Raw genomic sequence first — 26,701 nt, 5'->3', positions numbered from 1 at the left:
ATATAATAATTGCACTAACAATAACTCTAGGAAGGAGATGCTGTGAAAAAAATACGTTTCTTACGCTCTTTATGTATTGGGATGTTTGTTGCTACGTTGTCCGCGTGCGATTCTGGCGGGGGAGATTCTTCAAACACCAACCCGCCAGTGAGTCCACCCGTTAGCCCACCCGTCACTCCGCCAGTTACACCACCTGTTGTTCCACCAGAACCCCCAATTGTCACTCCAGAGACTGCGACTCTGGATATTATTACGCAAGGCAAAGATGGCGTTGTCCTGACTGGCGCTGAAATATTCTTTGATGAAGTAAAGGTATCATCCAGCGACCAAAATGGCGTAGCGCAACTCTCTTCTCTCCCTGCGGATGAGAAGGGTTTCTGGGTCGTGAAGGCGAAAAAAGCAGGCTATGTGACGCAAGCCGTCAAAGTTGCGGTACAGGAAAAAATGCCGCCGCTGACCATATATTTGATGCCGGTAACAGAAACTAAGTACCTTGAAAATATTGAAAAAGCGCAGGGTATTTCCAGCCTGACCATGGATGCCCACGTTATTCTGCCTGAGGCTGCGTTGGTTTATGCGGACGGAACGCCTGCGACAGGCAAAGCGCGTGTTGAATTGACGCCTTGGAATATCGACAGCGATGACCTGAAAGCCATGCCTGCCAATGGGCGTGCTATTACCGCAGATAATCAGGAAGTTGACTTGATCAGCGCCGGGCTGATGGCCGTCGCGTTTTATGATGAAGACGGTAACGCCTTGAATTTGGCCGAAGGCAAAACCGCTACCTTGCAGATGAGCCTGCCGTTCTCCAACATTGATGGCCATGATTTATCGGCGGGTGGCGCAATCCCGATGTGGTACTTCAACGAGAGTCTGGGGTTGTGGGAAGAAACGCCTGATGTCAAAGGATCGGCAATCGTGGTGACCCGCAACGGCGAGAAAGTGTTGATGGTAGAAGCTACCGTGCCGCATTTCTCATCGTGGAACTGGGATTTTAAATATGAATCTCCAGGCACAACTTTCTTGCAATGTCTGGATCTCGAATCTAAACCCATTGCCTGTAGCGTAAATGCTTCGGTGGTTCTCGCTGATGGTTCAAAACTCACAAGAGGCAATAGTATTGATGCCAATGGTGCCACAATCATCAATATGCCAGATCGGGTAAAAGAGATTACTTGGGAGGCCTTTGCAGTCTTACCGGATAATGGGCGTTTAATCGGTAAAATTAAAAATCCATTAGATACGACCGGGATTGGGGCATTGATTCCTACCGCAATATCGATTCCTTTATCTGTCCCCTATCAGTTTACTGCCCAATGCCAGTTACCTGACCTGACTCCAGTAGCCTGTCGAACCAAGATGACGTTCAATGGAAGTGCAGAGGTGCAGGAATATAGCTTACCATCGGAAGGTGCTGTCATTTATCAGCAAAATGCACTGCAACTGATAAACTGGAATGCATCTCAGTACGTCACTAAAGAGAATGGTGAGGTATGGAGATATACGGCGGAAGGTAGTAATACATCATTGAGCGGAAATAAATTAGTGATGACATTTGCTACGCCGCCGGAAAAAATTGACCAGCAATATATTTATGTGCGTTGCGATCCTCAAGCACGTAACGTTGAGCCAGTTGAAGAATATTTCGCTATTGCACAATGTGAATTATCATTGAGACCTCAAATTTGGGATCAGTTCCTTCCTATACCACCGACCATTGTTTCTGCAACTATCCCTACAGGAGTCGTTTACCCTCTAGCTGTTCTTCCTGAATGGATTGCTCAGGGATATGAGCGCTTTTATCTCAACGCGGACAGTTCTATTGGTGCCTTGGAAGGCAATAGCAATAGTGATGGGTGCTATTTCTCTGCATATCGTGATTTTTCGGTAGATGAACTCTTTAACAATAATAACCAGATTTATGATTTATCCTTGGATGGCTATTGCAGGGATAAAGAGCAGCCTGCAGTAAGGTGATAGTGCATTGGCCTCACTGTAGCAAAACCCGGGAGCCCAATGATATGGGCTCCCAGTCTTGCGTAAGCTCATCAAGACCGTTCATTTGCAACCTGTAACACTCACACCTTTGACATCACCCATTAGTGGACGAGCCGAATGTGGCTTTTTTGTTAAAAATCACGCCATCGCTTAATAGGTTGTTACAGTTGCAACCCCGTTGGTAGTAAGTAGCCTCTCTTCTTTCACTCCTGTTTTTAATCATACTGTTATGCTCTATCGGGGGCGCTGCGCACTGACTGAGTGTTTACGCAATGTAAAATTATAGCAATTGTAAAGTAACCGCATTGCAATAAAAAAATGTTGAGTTCAGGGTCTGAAAGGGTTACATATAACGCAAAAAATGCGAGCTGAGTCGCAAAATGCGGTGAAATAACATTTTACGGTAGGTTAGAAAGCCGTGTGACATCAGCAAGCACAAAATTAAGTTAATTTTTTGTAAAATTTTTACGTTTAAATAACACTTGCTCACAGCAAAATCGGTTGATTGCGGCTATAACTAAGGTAGTCCTGTGATGTAAAAAAGTGTTTCACCTTTTCATACTAGGGATTTCATGTGGATACTCTCCAGCTTTCGGTAGTGCATCGCTTGCCGCAAAGTTATCGTTGGCTATCCGGTTTTACCGGTGTCAAGGTTGAACCGATTCCGCTTAGCGGCGTAGACGAGGATAACAATCTGATCGGCCTGAAGCTGCTCAGCCATGATGGAAATGATGCTTGGCTTGTCATGCAGCAGCTCAACCTGTCTTTGCAAGAGATTCAGGTCAATTGTGCCATCGTGGAATGGGAAGGTGAGCCTTGCCTGTTCGTCCATCAGCACGATGAAAGTGCCGCTATGTGCCGGTTAAAAAACGTCGGTGCGGCGATTGCTGAACAGCTCAGTGCGCAATATCCCTTCTGAATCCCGCGTCAATTAATCCACTAACTGCAATAATTGCTGTGTATAGGCCGCCGAGGGTGCATTGAAAATAGTCTGGCAGTGCCCTTGCTCCACCACTTCACCTTGGCGCAACACAATTACCTGATGGCAAAGCGAACGCACCACTTGCAAGTCATGGCTGATAAACAGGTAAGCCAATTGGTGACGTTGCTGTAACGATTTCAGCAACATCAGGATTTGTGCCTGAACCGATTTATCCAGCGATGAGGTGGGCTCGTCCAGAATCAGCAGTTGCGGTTGCAGGATCAAAGCTCGAGCAATCGCAATACGCTGGCGTTGCCCACCGGAGAACTCGGTCGGGTAACGATGACGCAATGCCGGATCCAACCCCACTTCCTGCAATGCCTCGATCACCCGCTGTTCCCGTTGTTCCGCCGTCAGTTGTTGATGAACCTCCAAGCCTTCGGCGATGATCTGCTGTACGTTCAGCCGCGGGTTTAGCGCAGAATAGGGATCCTGGAAAACAATCTGCATCCGGCTGCGGTAAGGTAACATCTGCTGGTTATTGAACTGGTGCAGGGGCTGGCCGTCAAACCAGATTGCGCCTTGCGAGTTCAACAAGCGCAGCAGCGCCAGGCCGGTGGTGCTTTTACCGGAGCCCGATTCGCCCACCAGGCCTACGCTTTCCCCCGGTTGCAGCTCGAAACTCAAATTCTTCAGCGCATAATTCTGGTCGACAACGCGTCGCAGCAGGCCGCGTTTGATCGGAAAGCTGACCTGCAAATTCTCCACTTTCAGCAGCGGGCTGTTTGATTGCTGCTTCACCGGCAGCGGCAGCGCTTCACCGACGTCCTCGGCGGCCAGCAACTGGCGGGTGTAGGGATGCTGCGGTGCACTGAACAAGCGTTCGCGGCTGCTGTGCTCTACACACAACCCTTGGCGCATCACTGCTACGTTGTCTGCCAGACGGCGCACGATGTTCAGGTTATGGGTGATAAACAGTAACCCCATGCCCAACTCTTGTTTCAGCTCTTTCAGCAAGATCAGGATCTGGGCTTGAATGGTGACATCCAGCGCAGTGGTCGGTTCGTCGGCGATCAGCAGTTTTGGCTGCGTCAGTACCGCCATGGCGATCATCACACGTTGACGTTCTCCACCGGAAAGCTGGTGCGGATAATCTTTTAAACGTCCTTTAGCGTTACGTATGCCCACCCGATCCAGGCACTGAATAATCTCACTGCGAGCGTTATCGCGGCGCATACCCCGGTGCAGCATCAGCACTTCGGCCAGTTGTTTCTCAATGGTGTGCAGCGGATTCAGTGACACCATGGGTTCTTGGAAGATCATGGAGATCTGGTTACCGCGCACCTTACGCAGTTCAGCCTCGGGTGCGTGCAATAGCGAATTGCCGTTAAACCGGATGTCGCCACCGGGGTAAACCACCGGCGGAGCAGGCAATAGCCGCAGCACGGAAAGGGCGGTGACGCTTTTACCCGAGCCTGATTCACCGACCAGCGCCAGCGTTTCACCCTGTTCAATTTGCAGCGAAACGCCGTTGACCACCTGATTGAACGTTGCCCCCTGGCGGAAAGCGATGCTGAGATCCTGAATGGCAAGCAGAGGAGTCTTCATATCAATGCGCCTTGCTGGGGTCGAAGGCGTCACGAACCGCTTCGCCAATAAAAATGAGTAATGAGAGCAGGATCGCCAGCACCAGGAAGGCGGTGATGCCCAGCCAAGGCGCTTGCAGATTGTTCTTGCCCTGCAATAACAGCTCGCCCAGCGAAGGTGATCCAATGGGCAAACCGAAGCCGAGAAAGTCGAGTGAGGTGAGGGTGGTAATCGAGCCGCATAGGATAAACGGCAGGAAGGTCAGCGTGGCGACCATGGCATTCGGCAGCATATGGCGATACATAATGACCCGATCCGGCACCCCCATGGCTCTGGCAGCGCGTATATAGTCGTAATTGCGGGTGCGCAGGAACTCGGCGCGCACCACGCCCACCAGGCTCATCCAGCCAAATAAAATGGTGATCGCCAGCAGCCACCAGAAGTTGGGCTGCACAATGCTGGAAAGCAAAATAATCAGGAACAGCGTTGGCATACCAGACCACACCTCAATAAAGCGCTGCCCCCAGAGATCGAACCTGCCGCCGTAATAACCCTGAGTGGCCCCCACGCAAATGCCGATCACGCTGGAAAACAGCGTCAGCGCCAGCCCGAACAACATGGAGATGCGGAAACCATAAAGCACCCGCGCCAATACGTCGCTGCCATTGCTGTCGGTGCCGAGCAGGTTCTGCCTAGAGGGTGGCGAAGGGAAGGGAACTTCGGTGGCAAAGTTAATGGTGTTGTAACTGAAGCGAATAGGGGCCCAGATCGCCCAACCGTGCTGGTCGATCTGCTTCAGCACGAAAGGATCCTGAAAGTCCGTAGTGGTGTGTAACTCGCCGCCGAAGGTGGTTTCGCTGTAGTTGACCATAAACGGCACGTACAGACGGCCTTCATAGCGCACCAGCAAGGGTTTGTCGTTGGCGATCAGATTGGCGGCCAGGCTGAGGATAAATACCACCAAAAACAGCCACAGTGACCAGTAACCGCGGCGGTTAGTGCGAAAACGGGCCCAACGGGCCTGATTGATGGGGCTTAAGCGGCTCATTGACGTGCCTCGAAATCAATGCGCGGATCGACCAGGGTATAGGTGATATCGCTGACGATATTCAGCAGCAGGCCGATCAGGGTAAATATGTACAGCGTGCCGAACATCACCGGGTAGTCGCGTTGTAGCGTAGCGTCATAACCCAGCAGCCCAAGGCCGTTGAGTGAGAACATCACTTCGATCAGCAACGAACCGGTGAAAAACATGCTGATAAAGGTGGCCGGGAAACCGGCGATCACCAGCAACATGGCGTTGCGGAACACGTGGCGGTAGAGGATTTTTTTCTCGTCCAGCCCTTTGGCGCGGGCGGTGACCACATATTGCTTGCGGATCTCATCAAGGAACGAGTTCTTGGTTAACATGGTCAGGGTGGCGAAACCGCCGATCACCGTCGCTAACACTGGCAGGGTGATGTGCCACAGGTAGTCGATAATTTTGCCGTACCAGGGGAGGGTATCGAAATTACTGGATACCAACCCGCGTAGCGGGAACCAGTCGAGGTAGCTGCCGCCAGCGAACAGTACAATCATCAGGATGGCGAACAGGAAGGCAGGGATGGCGTAGCCGATGATGATCAGCGTGCTGCTCCAGGTGTCAAAGGCGCTGCCGTTATGAATGGCTTTGCGGATCCCGAGCGGTATTGAAACCAGATAGATGATCAACGTGCTCCATAACCCCAGAGTAATGGAAACCGGCAGGCTTTGGCCGATCAACTGCATTACCGAGGCTCCGCGGAACAGACTGTCGCCAAAGTCGAGACGCATATAGTTCCACAGCATGGTGAAGTAGCGCTCATGCAGCGGCTTATCGAAGCCATAGCGCTTGGTGATTTCCGTGATGACTTCGGGATCCAATCCGCGTGAACCACGGTATTGGCTGTCACCCACGTTGCCGATGCCTGCTTTGCTATGCCCAAGGCCATCTCCCCCGCCCCCACCGCTAAAACCGCTGGTTTGGCCCAGTTCAATGGCGGCAATCGCCTGATCGACCGGCCCACCGGGCGCGATTTGCACAATAAAAAAGTTGATCGTGATAATGGCCCACAGGGTGGGGAGCACCAGCAATAATCTGCGTATCAGATAAGCGGCCACCACAGACTCCTTATTGTTGTTGCGTCGGCAAACGTGCAGCCTTGTTGACGTCAAACCACCAGTTATCAAACCCGAGTGAATAGGTCGGGTTTATCGCCGGCGAGGAGAATTTATCCCAGTAGGCGTAGCGGTCGTGATTGGAGTACCACATGGGGATCATGTACATGTTCCAGGTCAGCACCCGATCCAGCGCCCGCCCAAGGGACAGTAATGCTTTCTCATCCCCCTGGTGTTTCATGATTTGCCGCACCAGGCTATCGACAGCAGGATCGCTGACGCCAGGCGTGTTCCAACTGGAATCGATATAATCAGAATCCCAGCGGGTTTGCAGCGAAGAGTTTGGGAATGGCATCGCAGGATATACCGTTGGCATCATATCAAAATCACGTTTGCGCATGCGCCGCGTGAACTGACCGGTGTCTATTTCACGGATTTGCATATCAATACCCAGCCGTTTCAGGTTGTGCTGGAATGGCAGCACATACTGGAAATTGCTGCCGCTCAGCAGCATCAGTTCAAAAGTAAATGGTTTACCGGTTTTACTGTTCACCAGTTGCTGATTTTTCACTTCCCAACCGGCCTGTTGCAGCAGTTCAGTGGCTTTCAGCAGGTTTTCCCGGTTATTGCCGCTGCCGTCGGAGGCGGGCGGCTGGTAAATCGAGGTAAAGACTTCGGCTGGCACCTGGCCTTTGAGCGGAGCCAACCAGGCCAATTCGGCGGCATCCGGGTAGCCGCTGGCGGCGTAAACCGTGTTCTGGAAATAGCTGTTGGCGCGTTGGTAGGCATCGTAATACAGCGCTTTGTTCATCCAATCGAAATCAAACGCCAGCGTAATGGCTTCCCGCACCCGACGATCGGCAAAGTTCGGGCGCTGAATATTAAAGGCCAACCAGCGCGCATTTTGCGCTGCCTGATTGGTTTCATCCTGCTTGATGATGTAGTTACGTGCGAAGTTGCCGCCCTGATACTGCGTGGCCCAGCTTTTTGGCGATCCTTCCAGGCGGAAGTCGTAAGCCCCGGCTTTAAAGGCTTCGAGGGCCACTTTATCGTCCAGATAGTAATCGTAACGCAGCGTATCGAAGTTATAGCGCCCGCGGTTTACCGGCAGGTTGGCGGCCCAATAGTCACGCACCCGCTCATAGGTAATGTACTGGCCCAGTCGGTAACTGCCGACTTTATAAGGGCCGCTGCCGAGCGGTGGGGTATTCAGGGGCTCGTTGAATTTGTGATCTTTCCAGAAACTCTCTGGTAGGACAGGCAGGCTTAACAGGCCGAGAAGTTGGTCTTTATCGGGGGTGGGTAATTCTATACGCACTGTTAGGCGTGAGAGGGCTTTGACGGTGACGCCTTTGTAAACTGTACGAAATTGCGGTACGCCTTCCGTCATAAATTTATTAAAAGTGAAGGCAACATCGGCAGCAGTAATCGGGCTGCCATCGTGAAACCGGGCGCGGGGATTGATATCCAGTTCCATCCAGCGCATATCGGCAGGAAAACGGGCCGATTCGGCGATCAGTGGATAATAGCTGGAAGGTTCATCGTCAGAGGTAGTAAACAGCGTGTCGTAAAGTTCCAACGTTCTTTCGCCGGGAACACCGCGCGAAGCGAAGCGGTTGAAATTGTCATAGGTGCCTATCGCTGCCAGCCGCACGCTCCCCCCCTTTGGGGCTGCCGGGTTTACGTAGTCAAAATGGCTGAAGTCGGTGGAATATTTCGGTTCACCGAGCGTGGCGAAAGCGTAGCTTTCATTGAGGGTTTCGGCCTGTAGACCGAAACTGAGTGCCGAAAGCACCAGGGCAGCAAAAATGCGCACAGACATCTTTACGGTAAGCTCCTGCTGTGTAGTCAATTAAACCGGCCGCTAGCATAGCATTTCAGGCCCGCTTGCTGAGTAAAGAAGTTTAAATATCAGATATTCAATGAAGTTTGACGATCGGCAGTTGTATTTGCCCGGCAAAATTCTACCAGCGCCTCAATGCTGAGCGGCTTACTAAAATAGTAGCCTTGCATAAAGTTAACATCGCGTGCTTGTAGAAAGCTCACTTGCTCTGCGGTTTCGACCCCTTCGGCTACGGTGAGCATTTTCAGCTTTTTCGCTAGCGCAATGACGGCGTCCAACACGGGGGCGGTGGCGGTATCCTGGCCGATAGAGTTGATAAAACCCCGGTCGATCTTAAGGTAGTCCAACGGAAAGCGCTGTAGGTAGATCAAGGCGCTGTGCCCGGTGCCAAAGTCATCTACCGCAATCTCAATGTTCTGGCGGTGCAACCAGTCAAACTCGGTCTGTGCATTCTCTTCCTCCACCATCCCGCGTTCAGTGATTTCAAACACCAGCGTGAAATAATCATCCGGCAGTTTCGCCAACAGCTTAGATACATCGTCATGAAATGACGGAACGCTGAGATGGGAAGGTGAAAGATTCAGGCTGAGCTTGGCGCTGCGCGGCAATGCCTGCATCAGCTGCGGAAGATCAGCGACGACCAGGCTAAACAGATGGCGGGTAATCGGCACGATCACCCCTTCGTTTTCCGCGTAGGGGATAAACAGGTCGGGTGAAATACGCCCTTCCGTTGGATGTTGCCAGCGGAGCAGGGCTTCCACTCCCGCCAGTGAGCGGGTTGTGGTATGAAATACCGGCTGATATTCAACAAAAAACTCTCCACGCTTGATACCACGCATCATTGCCCGCTCCGGGCTTTGACGCAGCATCAGCGCGTAGTAACACAGCACGCCTATCATCAGCGAAAGCACCAGGCTGCCGAGCACGGTCAAACGTACATCATTGGCGGTCAGTTGCTGGCCATAAAAGATAATGGTTAATGGATATCGTGGAATTTCCAAGCGATGGGCATGGTTTTCTGGCAATTGAGTCATCGGGATCAGACGAGGGTTGAAGGTGGTGATCGCCTTCTTGCCAATGACTATTGCCAGACCAGGGGCGTTATCATTCTGCGATGTCAGCAGCAAGTAGGGCGTCAGGCTGAGGTCTAATGTCGCCAGCACGCCGGTATTTGTTTTATTGGTCTGGCCCGGCTGACGCAGCCACAGGGCAATGACCGGTTTCCCTGGTACCAGCGGCGTACCCTGTTGCAGTTGCATATCAAGGGGTTTTTGCCAGTCGATTTCCGGGTAGAGACGATTTATCGCCAGCAACATATTACCGGTCGCGGAGGAACAATAAGCAACGTCATCTTTTACCAGCAAAAAAGTACGCACGCCATTGGTAAAAGCTGCCCGGTAAGTGAGAGCCGAAAGGTTGGCAACACAGGGCTGACCGGCGAGTGGCATTATCTCTTGCATGATGGTTTGCAGGCGATCGAGATAATTCAGTGTGAGTTGCTGTGTACGGGTTTCGAACTGATGCCGATACTGCAAACGTTGGTGATTAATCAGGAATAATGTGGCGGAAGTGAAAACAATAAAAAATACCAGAGCGGCAAGGCTGCTTGTGATCAGGCTGCGCCGTTTCTGTGAAACATGGCGTGTGAATGCCCTCTTTAAGCCCATAGCTTGCCCCCTGAGCACGGCGTAACGTTCTTTCGCTGTTATGATGGTGACGATCAATATATCTCATTGATACTACTTGAGTCATTATTCATCAGGCTTAGTATGTGGCACTTCTCAAGTACAGCGTAAATAACGCATCATTCTATCGTTTGCCCTGTGACGATAATAGGCTAGTTTTCCCTGGCCGTGCAGTTTCCTTTAGATAAACGAGTAAAAGTGTGTGGGCTGAGCAACGTGGTGAGCGCTCGGAGCAATGAAAAAACGCCACCCTAGGGCAGCGTCTTGTCTCGTTTGTTTGGTTTCAGGACTGATTCAGATACTACGTGCTTAGCTCCTGCCAAGCACTCGGCGGGCTTCGCGATAACGCTTGTCCCAATAGGTTTCCGTCATACTAGAAATAGTGACACCGCTGCTGGTAGAGGCGTGAACGAATTTATCGTTACCCAAATAGATACCCACATGGCGGCCAGTAGAACCCGCGCGGAACAACACTAAATCGCCAGGACGCAGTTTGGTGCGCTGAATTTTCTTGCCCATATCTTCTTGCTCATAAGTCGAGCGGGGCAAATCCATACCAAACTGTTCGCGGAAAGTGCGCTGAACAAAACCTGAACAATCAATGCCGCGTTTGGTATCCCCACCTAAACGGTAGCGAACGCCTTTCCAGTCGGCATACTGGTCCATAATCTTTGACTTGATGTCAACGTTACGCACCATGGCTTCGAATTCATCCTGAGAGGCTTGCAGTAAAAGACTGTTTTTGTCATTAACTGCATGCATCTCAGTTTGTGAGTTATCTAATTTCGAAGTATTCATTGAGCTACAGGCGGAAAGCACAACCGCTGCTGTAATTGCAGGGAGCACCCGCAAAAAATATCTCATAAAAGGTTGAGATTTGACCATTGTAATTGTTTTCCCTTGAAGTCCTTAACGACAAAAGTCGCTATCTGAAAAATGCCAAACGAAACGAGACTAGTCGGCGCAAGCTGACAGGACAATCAGTTACCGCTGAAAATGTGCATGAACGCACACATTTAAGATGTTTGGTACTGAATCCATGTAAACCAAGCACAAACGCAGCCGAGGTTACCGGAATAAGAGGGGGATTGCGAGTTTTTTTCCGACACTCCTTATATGAAATTGTGATGAAACCTAATGCTTTATTATAAAACACCAAACTAAAAAGCCAAGTATTGAAAGGGTAAAAAATTGTTTATTTACAATGAGATGAATTTTTTTCTTCAAAAGGGAGGTGATGGGTTTTACAGGTGAAACATTCACCTTGAAAACTTCCTGTTACAAAATACGGCCAAGGTTAATTTTGTTAACCAGTGATTGCCAATGTGTAATGAATTCAGGTGGGTTTAAGTGAAAAAGTTAAAGAATAGATAAAAATGCGGTTTTGAGTGCATTTTTTAGGCAGGCAGGGTGCAGCAACGCGAAAGCGAAATTACACCGTTATGTACAGAGGCATTAATAAAAAGCGACCGCTATTCAGTTAGGCCGCTTTGTTGGGATAGGTGCCGGGCTTATAACCAGCCGGAGCGTTTGAGTTTCCTATACAGAAGAACGCAGCCGACGATGGTCACGCCGAGCGTCGTATGATAGGCCCAAGGGAACTTCAGCTCTGGCATATCGGCAAAGTTCATGCCATACAGGCTGAAGATCACCGTTGGGATGGCCAGGATTGCCCCCCAGCCTGCCAGCCGTTTGACCACTTCGTTTTGCTTTACGGTCACCAGCGCCAGGTTAACGTGCATAGCGTTGGTCAGCATTTCACGCATGTCGTCCAGGGTGCTGGCCACCTGCCGGGCGTGATCCTGAACGTCACGCACGTAGGCGCGCAGCTCTTTCGGGATCACATCATCATGCAGGTGAATCAACTGATTGCAGATCTCATCCATCGGCAGCGCCGCGTTACGCAGGCCGAGCAGATGGCGGCGCAGGCTGTAGACGTTTTCAATTGCGGTTTCATCAAACTCCGACTTGAACATACTGGATTCGATGCCTTCGATCATCTCTTCAAATTTGCCGACGATATGGCGGTAATTGTCAACGATGAAATCCAGCACTGAATAGAGTGCAAATCCTGGCCCATGGCAAAGTTGCTTCGGGTTCTCTTCCGCTTTGGCACGGATCGGTGCATAGCTGGAAGAGGCGCCGTGGCGCACCGTGATCAGGAAGTTTTTACCGACGAAGAAATGGGTTTCGCCGTACTCCACCTCGTCATTCTCCCATTGTACGGTTTTCACCACGATGAACAGTGAGTCACCATAGGTTTCAATTTTTGGCCGCTGGTGGGCACACAGCGCATCTTCGATCGCCAGATCGTGCAGGCCGAACTCTTCCTGGATCTTGCGCATGAAAGCATCTTCGGGCTGCCATAATCCCAGCCAGACGAAGGTGTCTGGCTCTTTAACCACCTCACTGATGTCATCGATAGTGAGGTCACCCAGCCGTTTACCCGCTTTGTACGCGACGCTGTTTACCACCATGGTTTGGGTTTCCATCCGGTTACCTCTGTCAGTCCGTGAGCGATTTGGTGAAAAAATAACGTTCATGCTCCACTGGAGCATTGTGCAAGATCATCTGTAACTGGTAGCCCAGCTTTTCGTAGAAAGGCCGAGCCTGGAAACTGAAGGTGTCTACCCGCGCGAACTTGCAGCCATCTGCCATGGCCTGCTGCTCTGCCGCTTTAATGAGTTGGCTGCCAACGCCTTCGCCGCGTAATGCCTCGGAAACCCATAACAGATCGATGCTCAACCAATGGCCTACGGTGCTGCCGGTCAACCCGGCCATTTTGTTGCCGTGATCATCCAAGACAAAAACCCCGATGTTCTTGTTCAGGATGTCGCCGACAAATGTGCGATTATAAGCCTTTAAATGGTTGCGGATCTCTTCGGTGTCTTCTGCTCGCAAGGCATCTGTTACGGTGATGTTCATGTTTCCTCCTTGGTGATTACTCCAGCTTAGCGGCGAATTTTTTAAATTCAATGGGTTAAACGCCGTGATGTATAGCATCAGGTAAGAGGGATCATTACCGTGTTCTGGTAGGCGGGGCGGGCACACAGTTGCTGATACCAACGCTCCAGATGTGGGCGCGGCTGGCGCTTAATCGGCAGTTCAAACCAGGCATAGATAAAGCTGCCCAGTGGGATATCACCGATGCCGAACGCGGCACCGGAAAGGTAAGGCTGCTGTGCCAGAGTTTGTTCGACAATCGCGAAGTGCTGCTCCAGTTCGGCGATCGCCGCGTCAATAGCCGCATGATCGCGCTGTTCGGGCGGAGTACGGACCATGCCCCAAAACAGGGTACGGAATGGTGCTGCGATGGTGGAGGTGAGCCAGTCCATCCATTTTTCTGCGGCGGCACGCGCTTGCAAATCTTGCGGATAAAAGGGTGCCTGACCGTACTTGGCGGCCAGATAGCGCACAATGGTATTGGATTCCCACAGCACGAAATCGTCGTCTTGCAGCAACGGCACCAGCCCGTTAGGGTTGAGTGAGCGGTATAGCTGTTCATTCACCTTGCCGTAAGCGCCACCCGCATTGATATGGTCGTAGTTCAGCCCCAGCTCTGCGGCGCACCAGCGTGCTTTCTTTACGTTATTCGAGTTTTCACGGCCCCAAATGGTCAACATAAAACGCCTCTTCGTGTATTTGAGAAAGTCGCGTTAATACCTACGCGATAAAGCGGTTTTTGTCACACCGAAAGGCATTTTTTGCTAGGTGATACGCAAATCGTCAGCGTTCCCAGTGGCACACTTCCCAGCCAGAAAGGACGGCTAGCGCGTTCAGATCGCGGTCGGGGTTGATGACCGTGGCGCTGTCGACGAATTGCAGCATGGCCTGGTCGTTGATGGAGTCGCTGTAGCCATGGCTGTGCTCAAACTTCAGTTCAGGGTGCTGCTGCAACCATTGCCGTAAGCGGATCACTTTGCCCTGCTGATAGGTTATGGTGCCGTAAGTGTTGCCGGTAAAACGGCCATCAACCACTTCAACGCCAATCGCCAGTGCGCCATTGGCACCCAGTTGTTCGGCAATCGGGGCCACCAGGTGTTCGCCGGTGGCAGAAATGACCAGAATGCAGTCACCACGCTCACGGTGCCACAGCATGCGCTCACGCGCGGCGGGGTAGACGCGAGGCAGGACATCGCGACGGATATAGCGCTGTACCCAACCGGCTACGGTCTGGGTACTCAGCCCCGTCAAGGGAACCAGCGTGGCCCGCATATAATCTTCCATCAGTAATTTACCCTGATAGTAGAGTTGCATCAGTTGCTGTTCCTGCTGTTCCAACTCCGCAGGGGCAAACCCCTCAGCCACTAACCAGCGGATCCACAGGCTGGCGCTGTCGTCATCGATCAGGGTTTCATCCAGGTCGAAAAGGGCTAAGTCCATCAGTTTTCTCCGGTAGGTACGGTGAAATAGCGTAGAGCGTAAGAAACATTGATGACCGTTTAGCGACAGTCTGTTGAATGTTTGCCTAAGCTAGCCGCCACAATGAAAGCGAATGGCATGATTTTTAGCCAATTCACCGACTAAAGCGTACAGTTATGTAAAAGTGCAGAAAAATCAGGCCAATCCCTGCAAGAATAATGGAAACCGAATAAACTCACTGTAGAGGCGCTTTCGGTATAACGTTGCTGGCCCAAACGGGAGCCGCGTGGGTTTTACGGTTGGCAGCGTTGCATCGAGCCACTCTCGCTGGTTGGCCGAAAACGTAAACAAGTTTGAAGGTTAACGCTATTTCAATGGTTTGAATGGACATTCTGGCGACGTCATGATGAAAAAAAACTTTTCCACCTCTTTTAAAAAACTGACCCTCGGCGTAGGCGTCATGTTATTGGTTGTTCCCGCCGTTCAGGCGGCAGAAGCGCCAGCCGTACCGCAAGTGGATGCTAAAGCCTATGTGCTGATGGACTACAACAGCGGCAAGATCCTGACAGAAGGCAATCCTGACACCCGCCTTGATCCTGCCAGCCTGACTAAAATCATGTCCAGCTATGTGATCGGCCAGGCGATGAAGGCGGGCAAAATCAAGCCGGATGACTTGGTCACCGTGGGTAAAGATGCCTGGGCCACCGGCAATCCGGCGCTGCGCGGTTCTTCGCTGATGTTTATTAAACCCGGCGATCAGGTGCCGGTGTCGGAGCTGAATAAAGGTATCGTCATTCAATCAGGTAACGATGCCAGCATCGCGCTGGCGGATTTTGTGGCAGGTAGCCAGGATTCGTTCGTTGGGCTGATGAATAATTACGCTAAATCTCTGGGCTTGCAGAACACGCATTTCCTGACGGTGCATGGCCTGGATGCGGAAGGGCAATACAGCACCGCGCGTGATATGGCGCTGCTGGGCCAGGCGCTGATCCGTGACGTGCCGGACGAATATGCGCTGCATAAAGAGAAAGATTTCACCTTTAATAAAATCCACCAGATCAACCGTAACCGTCTGTTATGGAGCACTAATCTGAACGTGGACGGAATCAAAACCGGTTATACCAGTGGTGCTGGGCATAACCTGGTGGCGTCGGCGACCGATGGCCCAATGCGCCTGATTTCGGTGGTGCTGGGGGCACCGAGCGATCGCGTGCGTTTCAGCGAGAGCGAGAAGCTGTTGGCATGGGGGTTCCGTTTCTATGAAACCGCCATTCCTATTAAGGCCGACAAAGCCTTTGTCACTCAGAAAGTCTGGTTTGGCGACGTGGGTGAAGTGCCGCTAGGGGTAGCAAAAGATGCTGCCGTGACCATCCCGAAAGGGCAAATGAAGAATCTGAAAGCCAGTTACAAGCTAAACGAACCAACGCTGGAAGCCCCTTTAACGAAAAATCAGGTGGTGGGGACTATCGACTTCCTGCTTGACGGCAAAACCATTGAGCAGCATCCGCTGGTGGTGATGCAGGAAGTTAAAGAGGGGAACTTCTTAAGCCGTATGTGGGATTTTGTGATGATGAACCTGAGCCGGTGGTTTGGCGGCATCTTCGGCTGAAGATAAACGGGGCCACATGAGCGGCCCCGCTCAAATCAATGACACGCCACCACTTTGATCGCCAAGCCGCCCTGTGAGGTTTCACGGTACTTGGCATTCATGTCTTTGCCCGTCTCATACATGGTTTCGATCACCTTATCCAGGCACACGCGTGGTTCGCTGGTGCGGCGTAGCGCCATGCGTGCGGCATTGACGGCCTTCACCGCAGAAATGGCGTTGCGTTCGATACAAGGCACCTGTACCTGCCCGGCCAGCGGATCGCAGGTTAACCCCAAATGATGTTCCATGGCGATTTCTGCGGCAATGCACACCTGCGCCGGGCTGCCGCCCATCAGTTCTGCCAGCCCGGCCGCTGCCATGGAGCAGGCGACGCCCACTTCCCCTTGGCAACCCACTTCAGCCCCGGAGATCGAGGCATTCATCTTATACAGCGTGCCGATCACTCCGGAAGCCAGGAAGAAACGGCTGTAAGAGTTGGTGTTGACCGGGCGGATGAACCGATCGTAATAGGCTAATACGGCGGGGATGATGCCGCAGGCACCGTTGGTCGGTGCGGTCACCACGCGGCCGCCAGCGGCGTTTTCTTCGTTCACCGCAAAAGCGAACATATTGATCCAATCCACTACGTTCATCGGGTCGATATTATTCCTGTCGCCGGTCACCAAAATACGCCGCAAAGCAGCGGCGCGGCGCTGAACCTTCATCGGCCCCGGCAGCAGGCCTTCGGTATTCATCCCGCGCTCTATTCCGGTGCGCATCACCTGCCACACCTCGGTAAAATGTGCTTCGATCTCCGCTTTGCTGCGCAGCGCCAGCTCGTTTTGCATCACCAGCCCGGAAAGCGAAAGCCCGGTTTCCTTACAGTGCTGCTGCAAATCTTGTGCGGAATGGTAAGGGTAGGGAATGAGCACGGCATTGCTGGTTGGCTGACCGAAATGCTCTTCATCAACAATAAAACCCCCGCCGATGGAGTAGTAGGTTTTGCTGTGCAGCAACAGCTCATCGGCATAAGCGCTGATACGCATGCCGTTCTCGTGCAGCGGCAAATTGTTGCTGTGGAAGTTCATACCGCCTTGGCGTGGGAAATCCACTTCGTGTTCGCCATTGGCCAACGGCAGGCGGCCACGCTGTTCCACGTCGCGGATAAAATCGGCGATGCTGTCGATATCCACGCTATGCGGCAGATTACCCGCCAGGCCCATGATAATCGCGATATCGGTATGGTGCCCTTTACCGGTCAGAGACAACGAACCATAAACATCAACCACCACGCGCGTGGTGTCGCGCAGTTGCCCGTTGGCGATTAAATCGTCGGTAAACTGTTTGCCAGCCTTCATGGGGCCGACGGTATGGGAACTGGATGGGCCGATACCAATTTTGAAAATATCGAAAACGCTGATCATAGTCTTAACCATCTTCTTCAGGTTACAGGCTTGAGAATAGAAAGGGGCATCGAAAAACCGGCGCCTTGCAACGCCGGTTGAGCGTGATTAACCGAACAGGGTGTACAGGATGGCGGAAATGGCAATCAGGCCCATTACGACCACGAATACGTTACTGATGTATCCGCTGTACTTACGCATAGCAGGGACTTTACGGATGGCGTACATCGGCATCAGGAACAGCAGCATGGCGATGATTGGGCCACCGAGGTTCTCGATCATCCCCAAGATGCTCGGGTTCAGTGTGGCAACGATCCAGGTGGTGACCAGCATGAAGATCGCCGTGATACGGTTCAGCTTATTGCTGCTGATAGTTTTGCCGCGGCTCTTCATGGATTTGATGATCATGCCGTTAAAGCCTTCACGGGCACCCAGATAATGGCCCAGGAACGATTTGGTGATGGCGATAAAGGCAATAACCGGTGCGATATAGGCGATCATCGGGTTGTTAAAGTGATTGGCCAGATAAGACAGGATTGAGATGTTCTGTGCTTTGGCTTCGGCCAGATCGGCCGGAGAGAGGCTCAAGACACAACTGAAGACGAAGAACATCACCGTCAGAACCATCATGATGTGTGCGTAAGCCAGAATACGTGAACATTTTTTCTCGGCTCCCGCGCCATACTCTTCACGCTTTGCCACCGCGAAAGCGGAGATGATCGGTGAGTGGTTAAAGGAGAATACCATCACCGGGATTGCCAGCCACAGCGTGATCACCAGGCCATGCCCCAAACCACTGCTGGAGCCTGCAAGAGAAACATTCTCGAAGATGGCACCGCTCCAGTTAGGGATCAGGTACAGCGCCAGCAGCATCAGCACGCCGACAAATGGGAATACCAGGATGCTCATGGTCTTGACGATTGCCTGTTCGCCGAAACGCACGATGGTCATCAGCCCGACGATCAGGATCAGGGATAAAACAGCGCGCGGTGGTGAGACCAACCCCAACTGATGGGTGATAAAGCTGTCGACGGTGTTAGTGATCGCTACGCTGTAAACCAGCAGGATAGGGTAGATTGCGAAGAAGTAGAGCAGGGTGATCAGCTTCCCGGCGCTGATCCCAAAATGTTCCTCCACGACCTCGGTGATATTTTCACCTGGGTTTTTCCCCGATAGCACGAAGCGGCACAAGCCTCGGTGAGCAAAGAACGTCATCGGGAAGGCGATGATGGTCATGATAATCAGGGGAATCAAACCACCGATACCCGCGTTGATGGGCAGGAACAGCACGCCTGCGCCGATGGCGGTGCCATACAGGCCCAACATCCACATGGTGTCAGATTTGCGCCAGGTACTGCTGGAAACCGAAGCCGCAGAGGCGATAGTGCCGGTCTGTGTAGTGTCCATAAATATCTCCGAGGTGAACACGTTAATTTGAATTTAAAGGCAAAACTTAAGGATTAAACCTGCTGGCGAAATATCAGATTTCTTCAGCAAAAAGCGTGAAGTGAGGTTATATGACCACCCCTGATTGTTTATTATGCTAATTACCGTTTGGCATTATTTGCCGGATAACTGGCCCAATGGTTTCTGCTGTTTAATTGCTGGAAACCGTGACTTCTGCCGGAAGATCGTTGCCTGCCGATTTTTGTTGGCGGCAAGATAACGATTTACAGCATAAACAACCGTGATCGCACTCTCAAATGCGCTATTTGTGCGTATTGGTGGTTTTTAATTGATTTTTCGTGCATATGTTACGCGATTGTAGGAGATGTTATGTTCATTAACCGTGCTAGATTGAACCAGTCTTGATGATTTTTTCAAGACAAAAATCTGCTGATAAAATAGAAAGTAGCGATATATTTTAAAATACTATTTTGATTTAGTTGAAAACCGTACTTATCGAAAATTTGAGCGTTTTTATTACAAGCTGAAACATTTTAATGTTTTATTTATTAATGAGTTAATACAGGCTAAGGCGGATGGGTGAATCAATAAGTTGAGATTTAGAGCGGATAAAAACGCATATCTATTTGTCATATAAATAATGATAATTGCCGATATTTCGCGCAGAGCAGTGAGGCGGATATTACGGTTTAAAACCGATTTATACCCGATTAACTTGAAGACGCTTGCTTTAGCACCTGAAAATTGTCATTCAGCCGGGACGATAATGAACCCGCCATCTCAGGGAGCGTTGTCGTAAAAAAGTTAAATATAGCCGTTCGGAAATCAGGCTTACTGGCAAAGTAACGGTTGTTCCTTGCACATTCGTGCATCAGCTTCCATAACCGTTCTATGGGATTCAAGTTGGGGCTGTAAGGTGGCAGGGAATGCAATTTTATATTGCAGACAAATGCCCAATCTTTGACCAGGTTTGTTTTGTTATACCCCGCGCCATCCAGAATAATATGAATTGGCTGCTTATAGTCGGGATAACATGTTCTTATCTCATTGAAAAATTGACAGATAGTGTATTCATTAATCGTTTCGTAATCATGAATGACTGGATGGGCAGCATCATTCAGATCCAGCGCGCCCAGAATGTTCATCCGAGTACGGCTTCCTGTTGTTTCAACAGTCTTTTTTTCCCCTTTTTTTATCCAGCCGAAGCTCAGTTTTGTCGCCTGAGTCGGATGCACTGCATCCAGAAAAAGGATCGGTTCACCTCTCGTGGCAACTTTTAATTCTTCATAATATTCAATGAACTGTTGCTGTTTCTCTTCACTGAATTTATGGGGTACGCCTGAGGGTTTCTTATAGCTGAAGCCATGCCGGTGCAGCCATTTGTTCATTCCTGGGACGCTGTATATGACACCCCATTTTTGTGCCACGTAGGCCACAATCTGGACAGTATGATGGAATAAATGTTGAGTTAAGTGGCTGATAAGCTGTTCGGTTTTTTCTGTGCTGAGCATGCCATCAGAGCCACCATTTTCGGGTTTCAACTTCCCTTTATTCAGATATTCGCTGATATGGTGGTCAACAGTGGTCTGATGCAGGCGCAGAGCCTGAGCAATCATGACCGAACTCCAACCTTCGGAGGCGAGAAGTACGGCTTTAATACGATCGCAAACGTGTTTGTCCCGGCTGGAATCATGCCGGCGTTCGAGTTCGATTTTTTGCTCAGCGGTGATAAATATCTTCATGGGATGAAAGCATGATCCTCTTCATCAACAAAATCAAGCATCTTCAATGATCACGGGTATATAATATTCTCACTCAGAGCGACTTGATTTAATTTTCGGCAATTTTATTTCGTACGAAATAATAACCACGGCAAGCTGTTGCAATTCATTAACCTGCAATTATGGATAATAAGCTATTTCTTAGGTTTAATTGCTGTTAATTCGTACAGAAAATCACGAGGCGCGAGCTAAAATCGGATGGTGATCGCCTGTTCACTGAAGAATTTGGTGAACTCGCTTTCAGGTTTGCGATCGGTAATGATCCGGTCAAACTGTGTCAGCGGGCCGATGCAGGCCGGTCTGGTTTGACCAAATTTGCTGTGATCCACCACCAGAATCTTTTGCTGCGCCATGGCTATGGCTTTGTGCTTCATATCCAGTTCGTCAAAGTTGAAGCAGGTGGCACCTTGTTGCAGGTTAATACCCGCCGCAGAGATAAAGGCAATGTTGGGGCAGATATGTTCGAGTTCATTATGCTGGCCAACCGTGGCAAAAATGGCGTTGTTCGGCTTGAACTCGCCGCCACACAGGATCACCTTGCAGTTGGGTTTAGCCTGCAATACCAAAAAGGTATTGAGTGAATGGCATACGGCGGTGAAGGCCAGGTCGTCCGCAATCGCGTTAATGATGGCTGGCGTAGTCGTGCCACAGTCAAAAAATACCGTATCGTTTTTATTGATCAACGGTGCGGCCAGCATGCCGATGCGCTGTTTCTCAGCTACCTGCTTAGCCTGTTGGTCAGAGACAAAATAGTGGGTTACGCCATGGCTGCGCGGTTCCGCTACCACGTAACCGCCAAGCAAAACTACGGCGGCAGGCTCGGCATTGAGATCGCGGCGAATGGTCATTTCCGAGACGCCTAACAGCGCGGCAGCCTCTTTTAGATGGATCTTGTCGGAACGCTTTAATGCCTGAATTAACCGGTTGATACGATCTTCACGCCGCTTTTCCATCTGTTCTCCTGTTGCTAAGCATTCCACACCCCAATGCGGGGCGCACGAGCAGCGCTACCCCGCATCAATCTCGGTGTCGATATTCAGTAACTACCGGCTACGGCGCTATCGCCTGAAACAATGGCCACGCCTGAACTGGTGCCGATGCGCGTAGCACCAGCGGCGATCATTTTCCCGGCGGTGGCCCGGTCACGTACCGCCCCGGAGGCTTTCACGCCCATTTCACTGCCCACGGTGGCACGCATCAGTTTGACGTGCTCTTCACGCGCTCCGCCGGTGCTGAAACCTGTAGAGGTTTTAACGAAGGCGACATCGAGTTCGCGGCACATCTCACAGACTTGCGTGATTTGCTCATCGCTGAGCAGGCAGGTTTCCAAGATAACCTTCAACGGAATGGCCGCACAAACCTCACGCACCGCAGCGATATCGGCTTGTACATCGTCCAGCAGGCCGCTTTTCAACCAACCGATGTTGATGACCATATCGATCTCCTGAGCGCCTGCGGCGATGGCCGCTTTGGCCTCGAACGCCTTGGCGACGGTCAGACCTGCGCCCAGCGGGAAACCGATGACTGAGCAGACTTTCACTTCGCTTTCCTGCAACAGGTGTGCCGCCAGCGGAACATAGCCGGAGTTTACGCATACCGCATAAAAATTATGCAGCTGTGCTTCTTCACACAGTTTGGCTATTTGGCTTTCGGTGGCATCCATCGCCAAAAGGGTGTGGTCGATATAGTGGGCATAGTCAATCTGTTCGGTGGTCATGCTGATCCCTATGAGGTCGTTAATGTAGCGCTGAATGTGATTATTCTAACATTCAGCTTTGCTGATTGATAGCTGCTGTTATTGGGGATAGGGGGGTTTTTAACATGGCTAGTTTGACAATGTTATTTAAATAACATTTGGCCTGCAACTCACGTTGAGGGAGATAAAACGCAGACAGGCAGAGGTAGATGGCCCCTGCCTGTGGAGGTATTACTCTTTCACCCATCCTTTGCGGATCGGGAAAGCAAACAGGAAGTGATACAGGCGTGTGAGTTGGTTAGCGATCGCTTCACCAAACAGGTTCCATACCAGTTGTGCGAACAGGCAACCCACAAGCCCCACCAGGAAGCCACCAACCATATCCAACGGCCAATGGACGCCAAGGAATACGCGAGCCCAGGCAATGGCTACCGCAACACCCATCAGCAGAGTACCTGACCAGGCACGGTGCCAGCATAGAAAAGCCAGTGCGAAAGTGAAGATGGCGGTGCCATGATCGCTGGGGAAGGAACTGTCTGGCGCGTGCGCCAGGAAGGTATAGCCAACACCGACCGCAAATGGCCGTTCGTGTGGCAGTAACATACCAATAGCAGCAGCGGTACTCATGGCAAATAACAGAGCAATTGTCGCCTTGGCCACCACTTCTCGCTGTGAATGCAATTTCTGTTGTGGCCCCCAGAACCACAAACCGACAATCAGTAACGGAATAATGACGATCAGATCCCGTGCAAAAAACGTGGCAAGATCGATCAACCATTCCGGGCTGGCCGGGGTGGCATTGATCCAGGCGAAAAGAAAGTAGTTCAATTGCTCCATCATGATGTATTACCTCATCTTGCGGCTGAAATAACCGCTAACCCACCAATAAACAGCCAGTTGGCTGAACCAGACCCACCACCCAGCCCACAGGTTGTGGGTAAGAAAATGTGCTCCGCGCATGATCTGACCAAATCCCATCAGCATGCCGCAGGCGATACCACCGAACCAGCACCAATAAGCGAGGCGCGGGCGTTGCGGATAAAACAGGAAGAACAGTGCCATCAGGGCAAAACCACTGGAGGCATGACCACCGGGAAAACAACGACCTGGCCCTGGGAATGCAGGTGTAGCGCCAAACAGCGGAAACGCCATGGCTTTGCCGCCGTACTCCAGCAGATCCCACGGGCAGGAATGGGCACTGACCGCTTTCAAGATACCAACAACCAATGGCCCGACACCGACCAGTAACATCGTGACGATCAAACGCGTATTGCGGCGGTAAATACCCCAAAAAAGCGCGAGCACCGAACCGGTGATAACCCCGATCTTCAATAGGCGGTGATTGATCAGATCCAGCCAGGCATTGTTCTGCCAAGGAAAACGCTGGCTTGCGGCGTCATACCAGTAATTGCTGAGCATCCAGTCCAATTGTTCATTACGTGACAGCCAGATAAATAGTAATCCGGTCAGAAGCAAGCCAAAAACTTGCCAACGGTAAAAGGATGTTGACAGGGTGTAAAGAACATCAGTCTTAATTTGCATCGTTGTTGAGGATTGATTTAATGAAGATTCTGAGATCACGCGGTAGCTCATTGGCGGTAACGAATAACACTACTGTAATAATTCCGGCTTAAGAAAACCTTAATGGGTTGTGAAGTTGGACCTGGTAAAACGAGAGGATATCCAGATTTAACCTATAATTAGGATCTGTACATTGTGCTAACGTACCGCAGTATTACGCCATGAATCATAGGGATAAAAAATGAATAAGCTTTCTTTTGCGTTTACCGGCCTGCTGATGGTGGCCTCTGCCAGCGCGGTTGCCGCAACAGCGGCCAGCGAAAATGGCGATCTCAGCCTGCAACCGTTGGAAAAGGTCGCGCCATTCCCAAAAGCAGAGAAGGGGATGAGCCGTCAGGTAATTTACCTGCCGAAACAGGAAAATGAGCAGAACTTCAAAGTAGAACTGCTGATCGGTAACACGCTGGAAGTGGACTGTAACCGGCACATGATGGGCGGCAATTTGGAAAGCAGAACGCTAGCCGGTTGGGGCTATGACTATCTGGTGCTGTCAAAACTTTCTGCACCCGCATCCACGATGATGGCCTGCCCGGATAACAGCAAGCGGCAGGAGTTTGTTGCCGCTAACTTGGGCGATGCAGCGATGCAGCGTTACAACAGCAGACTGCCGATCGTGGTTTACGTGCCGAAAGAGGTTGAAGTACGTTACCGCATCTGGTCTGCCAGCGAGACTATTGGGCGTGCGGTAGTGAAATAAGTCCGTTAGGTTTGCCAAGTCTCTCTTCATCAACCTAATCTGCCGGTCAGCGTCGACAGGCAGATTTTTTTATGTCTAAAGCGTGGGAAACATTTGGGACAACAGAGATTATGCTCGCTCAATCTTTGTCGAGAGCGCTGTTTTTATCGCCTAAGTGACACCGTTTGCAATGTTATCTTTAATGTCGCATATCTCTTTATTTAATGCGTTGAAGGTAATAAAGCCAAGAAGTAGCGTTGTGGCCATACACAGGAAACTCAAGCCAATAAGCAGGGATGCTATGGCATTTTTTCTTTCATTTTCTATAGCGTTAATCAAGGCGTTTGCTTTTTCTTTTGATGTCGGAGTGAGGTAATCACAAGCCTCATCGTAAACAGTTGAAAGCGCATATTTATATTGACTGCAATGTTTTTTGTCTATTATTACTTCTGCATTTTTGTTGTATATTTCCTCAGTGGAGATATACAGTCTCTCATGTTTTAAGTTAAAGGTAACGTATCCTATTTTATAGTTTAAAATAGTGTTTGTCAGTAGGGTAATGCCATGAACAACGCTGAGAGTAAAAATAAGGCCAACAAGAATAAAGTCAAAACTAATTATCTTTTTATGCCCTATAGGGCCAAAGAAACCGGTAAGCCAAAATGATGTACGTCTGAGTCGACCATTTTCAATATTCTCCTCTATCAATTTTGCATCATCTACGCAGGTAACATTGATTCCATTTAGAAATCGATAAATTTGCGTGTCAAAGGAGTTATCATTATATTTTTTTAATTTTTCGCTACGAAAGTCTACCCTTAAAACTCTTAATATTATTTGAAATAAAAGCGCAAAGCCTCCCATTCTAATAATCATCAAACAAACAAATAAAAACATTAGCAAAGCTTTACTTTCATCTGTCGTGAAAGAATCAAACATTATTACCCTCCTCACCAGTGAGTGCTATTTTTATAATATAGAATTATATAGCGATTGATAAGTGTTTTTCTTCTTGGGAAAATAAAAGTTGCCGTTGGTTTCTCTTAGTCATTATATCACATTGCCGCTTTTCTCTGAGAACGGCGTTTTATCTCAGAGCGCACCGACTGATATCCTGCACCTGTTGCTCACTCTTATCCAAACTCGCACCGTAAATGCCGCGGGCATAAAATATAAGTTTTGTCGCGCGGAGAGAACCTCAGTTGCCGGGTGGGTCGTATTTGATCAGTAATTACTTTTGAATCTCATCGAATTTAGGCAATAGAAAAAACGCATTCCTCACCACCGCAATAGCTTATTGCTATTTATGATAAGCTGCTGGGGGAGTGGAGAGTAAACATTAGATATATTTATGTATCTATTGTTTTATCTGCTCCCGTCTACAGGAATGTGCGTTCTTTCGGCATATACCTATCACAAAACCTCGACGAGCTGGAACTCTTCAAAAACCAGTTCCATATTTTCAGCATAGGTGCCTTCACGCTTGAAAAAAGCCTGATGCCCGGCTCTCCAGTAATCCAGGCTTAGATCGCCTTCACCTTCTTTACTGGCCTGAGCTGCGGTCATCTCGGAGAATCGGACAAGGCTCAGAGCAAGGGTTCTTATCACACAAACCGGCTGGCCTTCTCCACTCAGAATGATGCTGTAACCACCGATTGAAGGGGATTCATCTTCTTGTTCAAAGGAACTCAGAGAACCACAACTTGCGGTCTTTTTTCCTTGCACGACCAGCGCGACGAGTTCATCGGCAAGTTCCGGTGAATCACCAAACGCCCAAGACACGGCGTTTGGGTATTTTGCTGTTAAGCGATCAATTGTAACCTGTGCAGACATTTGAGAATCCTTTTCTATCGTGTAATTTATTGTATTGTAACTTATTTTTTAAAAGACACTAAAATTCAGGCAACAAAAAACCCGCATTTCTCACCACAATAATAAAATCAATAACTTATTGATTTTATAGTGGGTTTTTCAGATGATGAAGGGTGAGAAAATACGAGGATTACTTACCTACGCCGCCACTTGGTTGGCACGGC

23 protein-coding genes are annotated in these 26,701 nt (G+C 50.2%); 4 read left to right on the top strand and 19 right to left on the bottom strand.

Annotation, left to right across the window (positions count from 1 at the left end; translation table 11 throughout):
• Nucleotides 1–42 precede the first annotated feature (42 nt).
• Nucleotides 43–1,977, top strand: a complete 1,935-nt coding sequence (locus ACX9GT_RS16205; RefSeq protein ID WP_473187742.1) for a hypothetical protein — start codon at nt 43–45, stop codon at nt 1,975–1,977.
• 595 nt (nt 1,978–2,572) lie between these two features.
• Nucleotides 2,573–2,917, top strand: coding sequence for a YejG family protein (locus ACX9GT_RS16200; protein ID WP_473187741.1), 345 nt, complete (start codon nt 2,573–2,575; stop codon nt 2,915–2,917).
• A 12-nt stretch (nt 2,918–2,929) separates the two neighbouring features.
• Here the strand turns inward: ACX9GT_RS16200 and yejF are convergent, their stop codons facing one another.
• From yejF to ACX9GT_RS16150, 10 genes are all read right to left on the bottom strand, one after another.
• Nucleotides 2,930–4,528 (bottom strand): microcin C ABC transporter ATP-binding protein YejF, encoded by a 1,599-nt coding sequence (gene yejF / locus ACX9GT_RS16195; protein WP_473187740.1) that lies wholly within the window; start codon nt 4,526–4,528, stop codon nt 2,930–2,932.
• A gap of 1 nt (nt 4,529) precedes the next feature.
• Complete coding sequence (locus ACX9GT_RS16190) at nt 4,530–5,555, bottom strand: ABC transporter permease (RefSeq protein ID WP_473187739.1); 1,026 nt, start codon at nt 5,553–5,555, stop codon at nt 4,530–4,532.
• Nucleotides 5,552–6,646 (bottom strand): microcin C ABC transporter permease YejB, encoded by a 1,095-nt coding sequence (locus tag ACX9GT_RS16185; RefSeq protein WP_473187738.1) that lies wholly within the window; start codon nt 6,644–6,646, stop codon nt 5,552–5,554. The genes ACX9GT_RS16190 and ACX9GT_RS16185 overlap by 4 nt, the downstream gene beginning before the upstream one ends.
• A 10-nt stretch (nt 6,647–6,656) precedes the next feature.
• Nucleotides 6,657–8,465, bottom strand: coding sequence for an extracellular solute-binding protein (locus tag ACX9GT_RS16180; protein ID WP_473187737.1), 1,809 nt, complete (start codon nt 8,463–8,465; stop codon nt 6,657–6,659).
• Nucleotides 8,466–8,554: 89 nt separating this feature from the next.
• A complete protein-coding gene (locus ACX9GT_RS16175; RefSeq protein ID WP_473187736.1) occupies nt 8,555–10,153 on the bottom strand; it encodes a cyclic di-GMP phosphodiesterase in 1,599 nt (532 codons plus the stop codon).
• A gap of 327 nt (nt 10,154–10,480) precedes the next feature.
• Nucleotides 10,481–11,056, bottom strand: coding sequence for a bifunctional murein DD-endopeptidase/murein LD-carboxypeptidase (gene mepS, locus ACX9GT_RS16170; protein WP_473187735.1), 576 nt, complete (start codon nt 11,054–11,056; stop codon nt 10,481–10,483).
• A gap of 626 nt (nt 11,057–11,682) precedes the next feature.
• Complete coding sequence (locus ACX9GT_RS16165; protein WP_473187734.1) at nt 11,683–12,663, bottom strand: magnesium and cobalt transport protein CorA; 981 nt, start codon at nt 12,661–12,663, stop codon at nt 11,683–11,685.
• A 13-nt stretch (nt 12,664–12,676) separates the two neighbouring features.
• Nucleotides 12,677–13,096 (bottom strand): GNAT family N-acetyltransferase, encoded by a 420-nt coding sequence (locus ACX9GT_RS16160; RefSeq protein WP_473187733.1) that lies wholly within the window; start codon nt 13,094–13,096, stop codon nt 12,677–12,679.
• Nucleotides 13,097–13,173: 77 nt separating this feature from the next.
• Nucleotides 13,174–13,794 (bottom strand): glutathione S-transferase family protein, encoded by a 621-nt coding sequence (locus tag ACX9GT_RS16155; RefSeq protein WP_473187732.1) that lies wholly within the window; start codon nt 13,792–13,794, stop codon nt 13,174–13,176.
• 103 nt (nt 13,795–13,897) lie between these two features.
• Nucleotides 13,898–14,554: an HAD family hydrolase gene (locus ACX9GT_RS16150; RefSeq protein WP_473187731.1), complete on the bottom strand. Its 657-nt coding sequence runs from the start codon at nt 14,552–14,554 to the stop codon at nt 13,898–13,900.
• 382 nt (nt 14,555–14,936) lie between these two features.
• On the opposite strand from ACX9GT_RS16150, the gene ACX9GT_RS16145 reads away from it, so the two are divergent.
• A complete protein-coding gene (locus ACX9GT_RS16145; RefSeq protein ID WP_473187730.1) occupies nt 14,937–16,142 on the top strand; it encodes a serine hydrolase in 1,206 nt (401 codons plus the stop codon).
• A gap of 35 nt (nt 16,143–16,177) precedes the next feature.
• Here ACX9GT_RS16145 and ACX9GT_RS16140 read toward each other — a convergent pair whose 3' ends face one another.
• The 7 genes from ACX9GT_RS16140 to ACX9GT_RS16110 all read right to left on the bottom strand — a co-directional run bounded on the left by ACX9GT_RS16140 (nt 16,178) and on the right by ACX9GT_RS16110 (nt 24,001).
• Nucleotides 16,178–17,545: an L-serine ammonia-lyase gene (locus ACX9GT_RS16140; protein WP_473187729.1), complete on the bottom strand. Its 1,368-nt coding sequence runs from the start codon at nt 17,543–17,545 to the stop codon at nt 16,178–16,180.
• An 87-nt stretch (nt 17,546–17,632) separates the two neighbouring features.
• A complete protein-coding gene (locus ACX9GT_RS16135) occupies nt 17,633–18,931 on the bottom strand; it encodes an HAAAP family serine/threonine permease (protein WP_473187728.1) in 1,299 nt (432 codons plus the stop codon).
• 710 nt (nt 18,932–19,641) lie between these two features.
• A complete protein-coding gene (locus ACX9GT_RS16130) occupies nt 19,642–20,673 on the bottom strand; it encodes an IS630 family transposase (RefSeq protein WP_473187389.1) in 1,032 nt (343 codons plus the stop codon).
• 227 nt (nt 20,674–20,900) lie between these two features.
• A complete protein-coding gene (gene deoR / locus ACX9GT_RS16125; protein WP_473187727.1) occupies nt 20,901–21,665 on the bottom strand; it encodes a DNA-binding transcriptional repressor DeoR in 765 nt (254 codons plus the stop codon).
• Between the two features lie 83 nt (nt 21,666–21,748).
• Nucleotides 21,749–22,429 carry a deoxyribose-phosphate aldolase gene (deoC, locus tag ACX9GT_RS16120; protein ID WP_473187726.1) on the bottom strand — a complete coding sequence of 227 codons (681 nt, stop codon included), beginning with the start codon at nt 22,427–22,429 and terminating at the stop codon, nt 21,749–21,751.
• A gap of 210 nt (nt 22,430–22,639) precedes the next feature.
• Nucleotides 22,640–23,245, bottom strand: a complete 606-nt coding sequence (gene ybjG, locus ACX9GT_RS16115; RefSeq protein WP_473191615.1) for an undecaprenyl-diphosphate phosphatase — start codon at nt 23,243–23,245, stop codon at nt 22,640–22,642.
• Nucleotides 23,246–23,254: 9 nt separating this feature from the next.
• Entirely contained in the window at nt 23,255–24,001 is a 747-nt protein-coding gene (locus tag ACX9GT_RS16110; RefSeq protein WP_473187725.1) for a phosphatase PAP2 family protein, read from the bottom strand.
• A 169-nt stretch (nt 24,002–24,170) separates the two neighbouring features.
• Here ACX9GT_RS16110 and eco point away from each other — a divergent pair, with 169 nt between their 5' ends.
• Nucleotides 24,171–24,686 carry a serine protease inhibitor ecotin gene (gene eco / locus ACX9GT_RS16105; protein ID WP_473187724.1) on the top strand — a complete coding sequence of 172 codons (516 nt, stop codon included), beginning with the start codon at nt 24,171–24,173 and terminating at the stop codon, nt 24,684–24,686.
• A 150-nt stretch (nt 24,687–24,836) separates the two neighbouring features.
• Here the strand turns inward: eco and ACX9GT_RS16100 are convergent, their stop codons facing one another.
• Nucleotides 24,837–25,604 carry a hypothetical protein gene (locus ACX9GT_RS16100; protein ID WP_473187723.1) on the bottom strand — a complete coding sequence of 256 codons (768 nt, stop codon included), beginning with the start codon at nt 25,602–25,604 and terminating at the stop codon, nt 24,837–24,839.
• 474 nt (nt 25,605–26,078) lie between these two features.
• A complete protein-coding gene (locus ACX9GT_RS16095) occupies nt 26,079–26,498 on the bottom strand; it encodes an ASCH domain-containing protein (protein ID WP_473187722.1) in 420 nt (139 codons plus the stop codon).
• Nucleotides 26,499–26,701 lie beyond the last annotated feature (203 nt).

This window comes from Serratia sp. YWN4, assembly GCF_055790845.1.
Note: the sequence above shows the minus strand (reverse complement) of the source record. Positions and strands in the feature narration are given on the sequence as shown.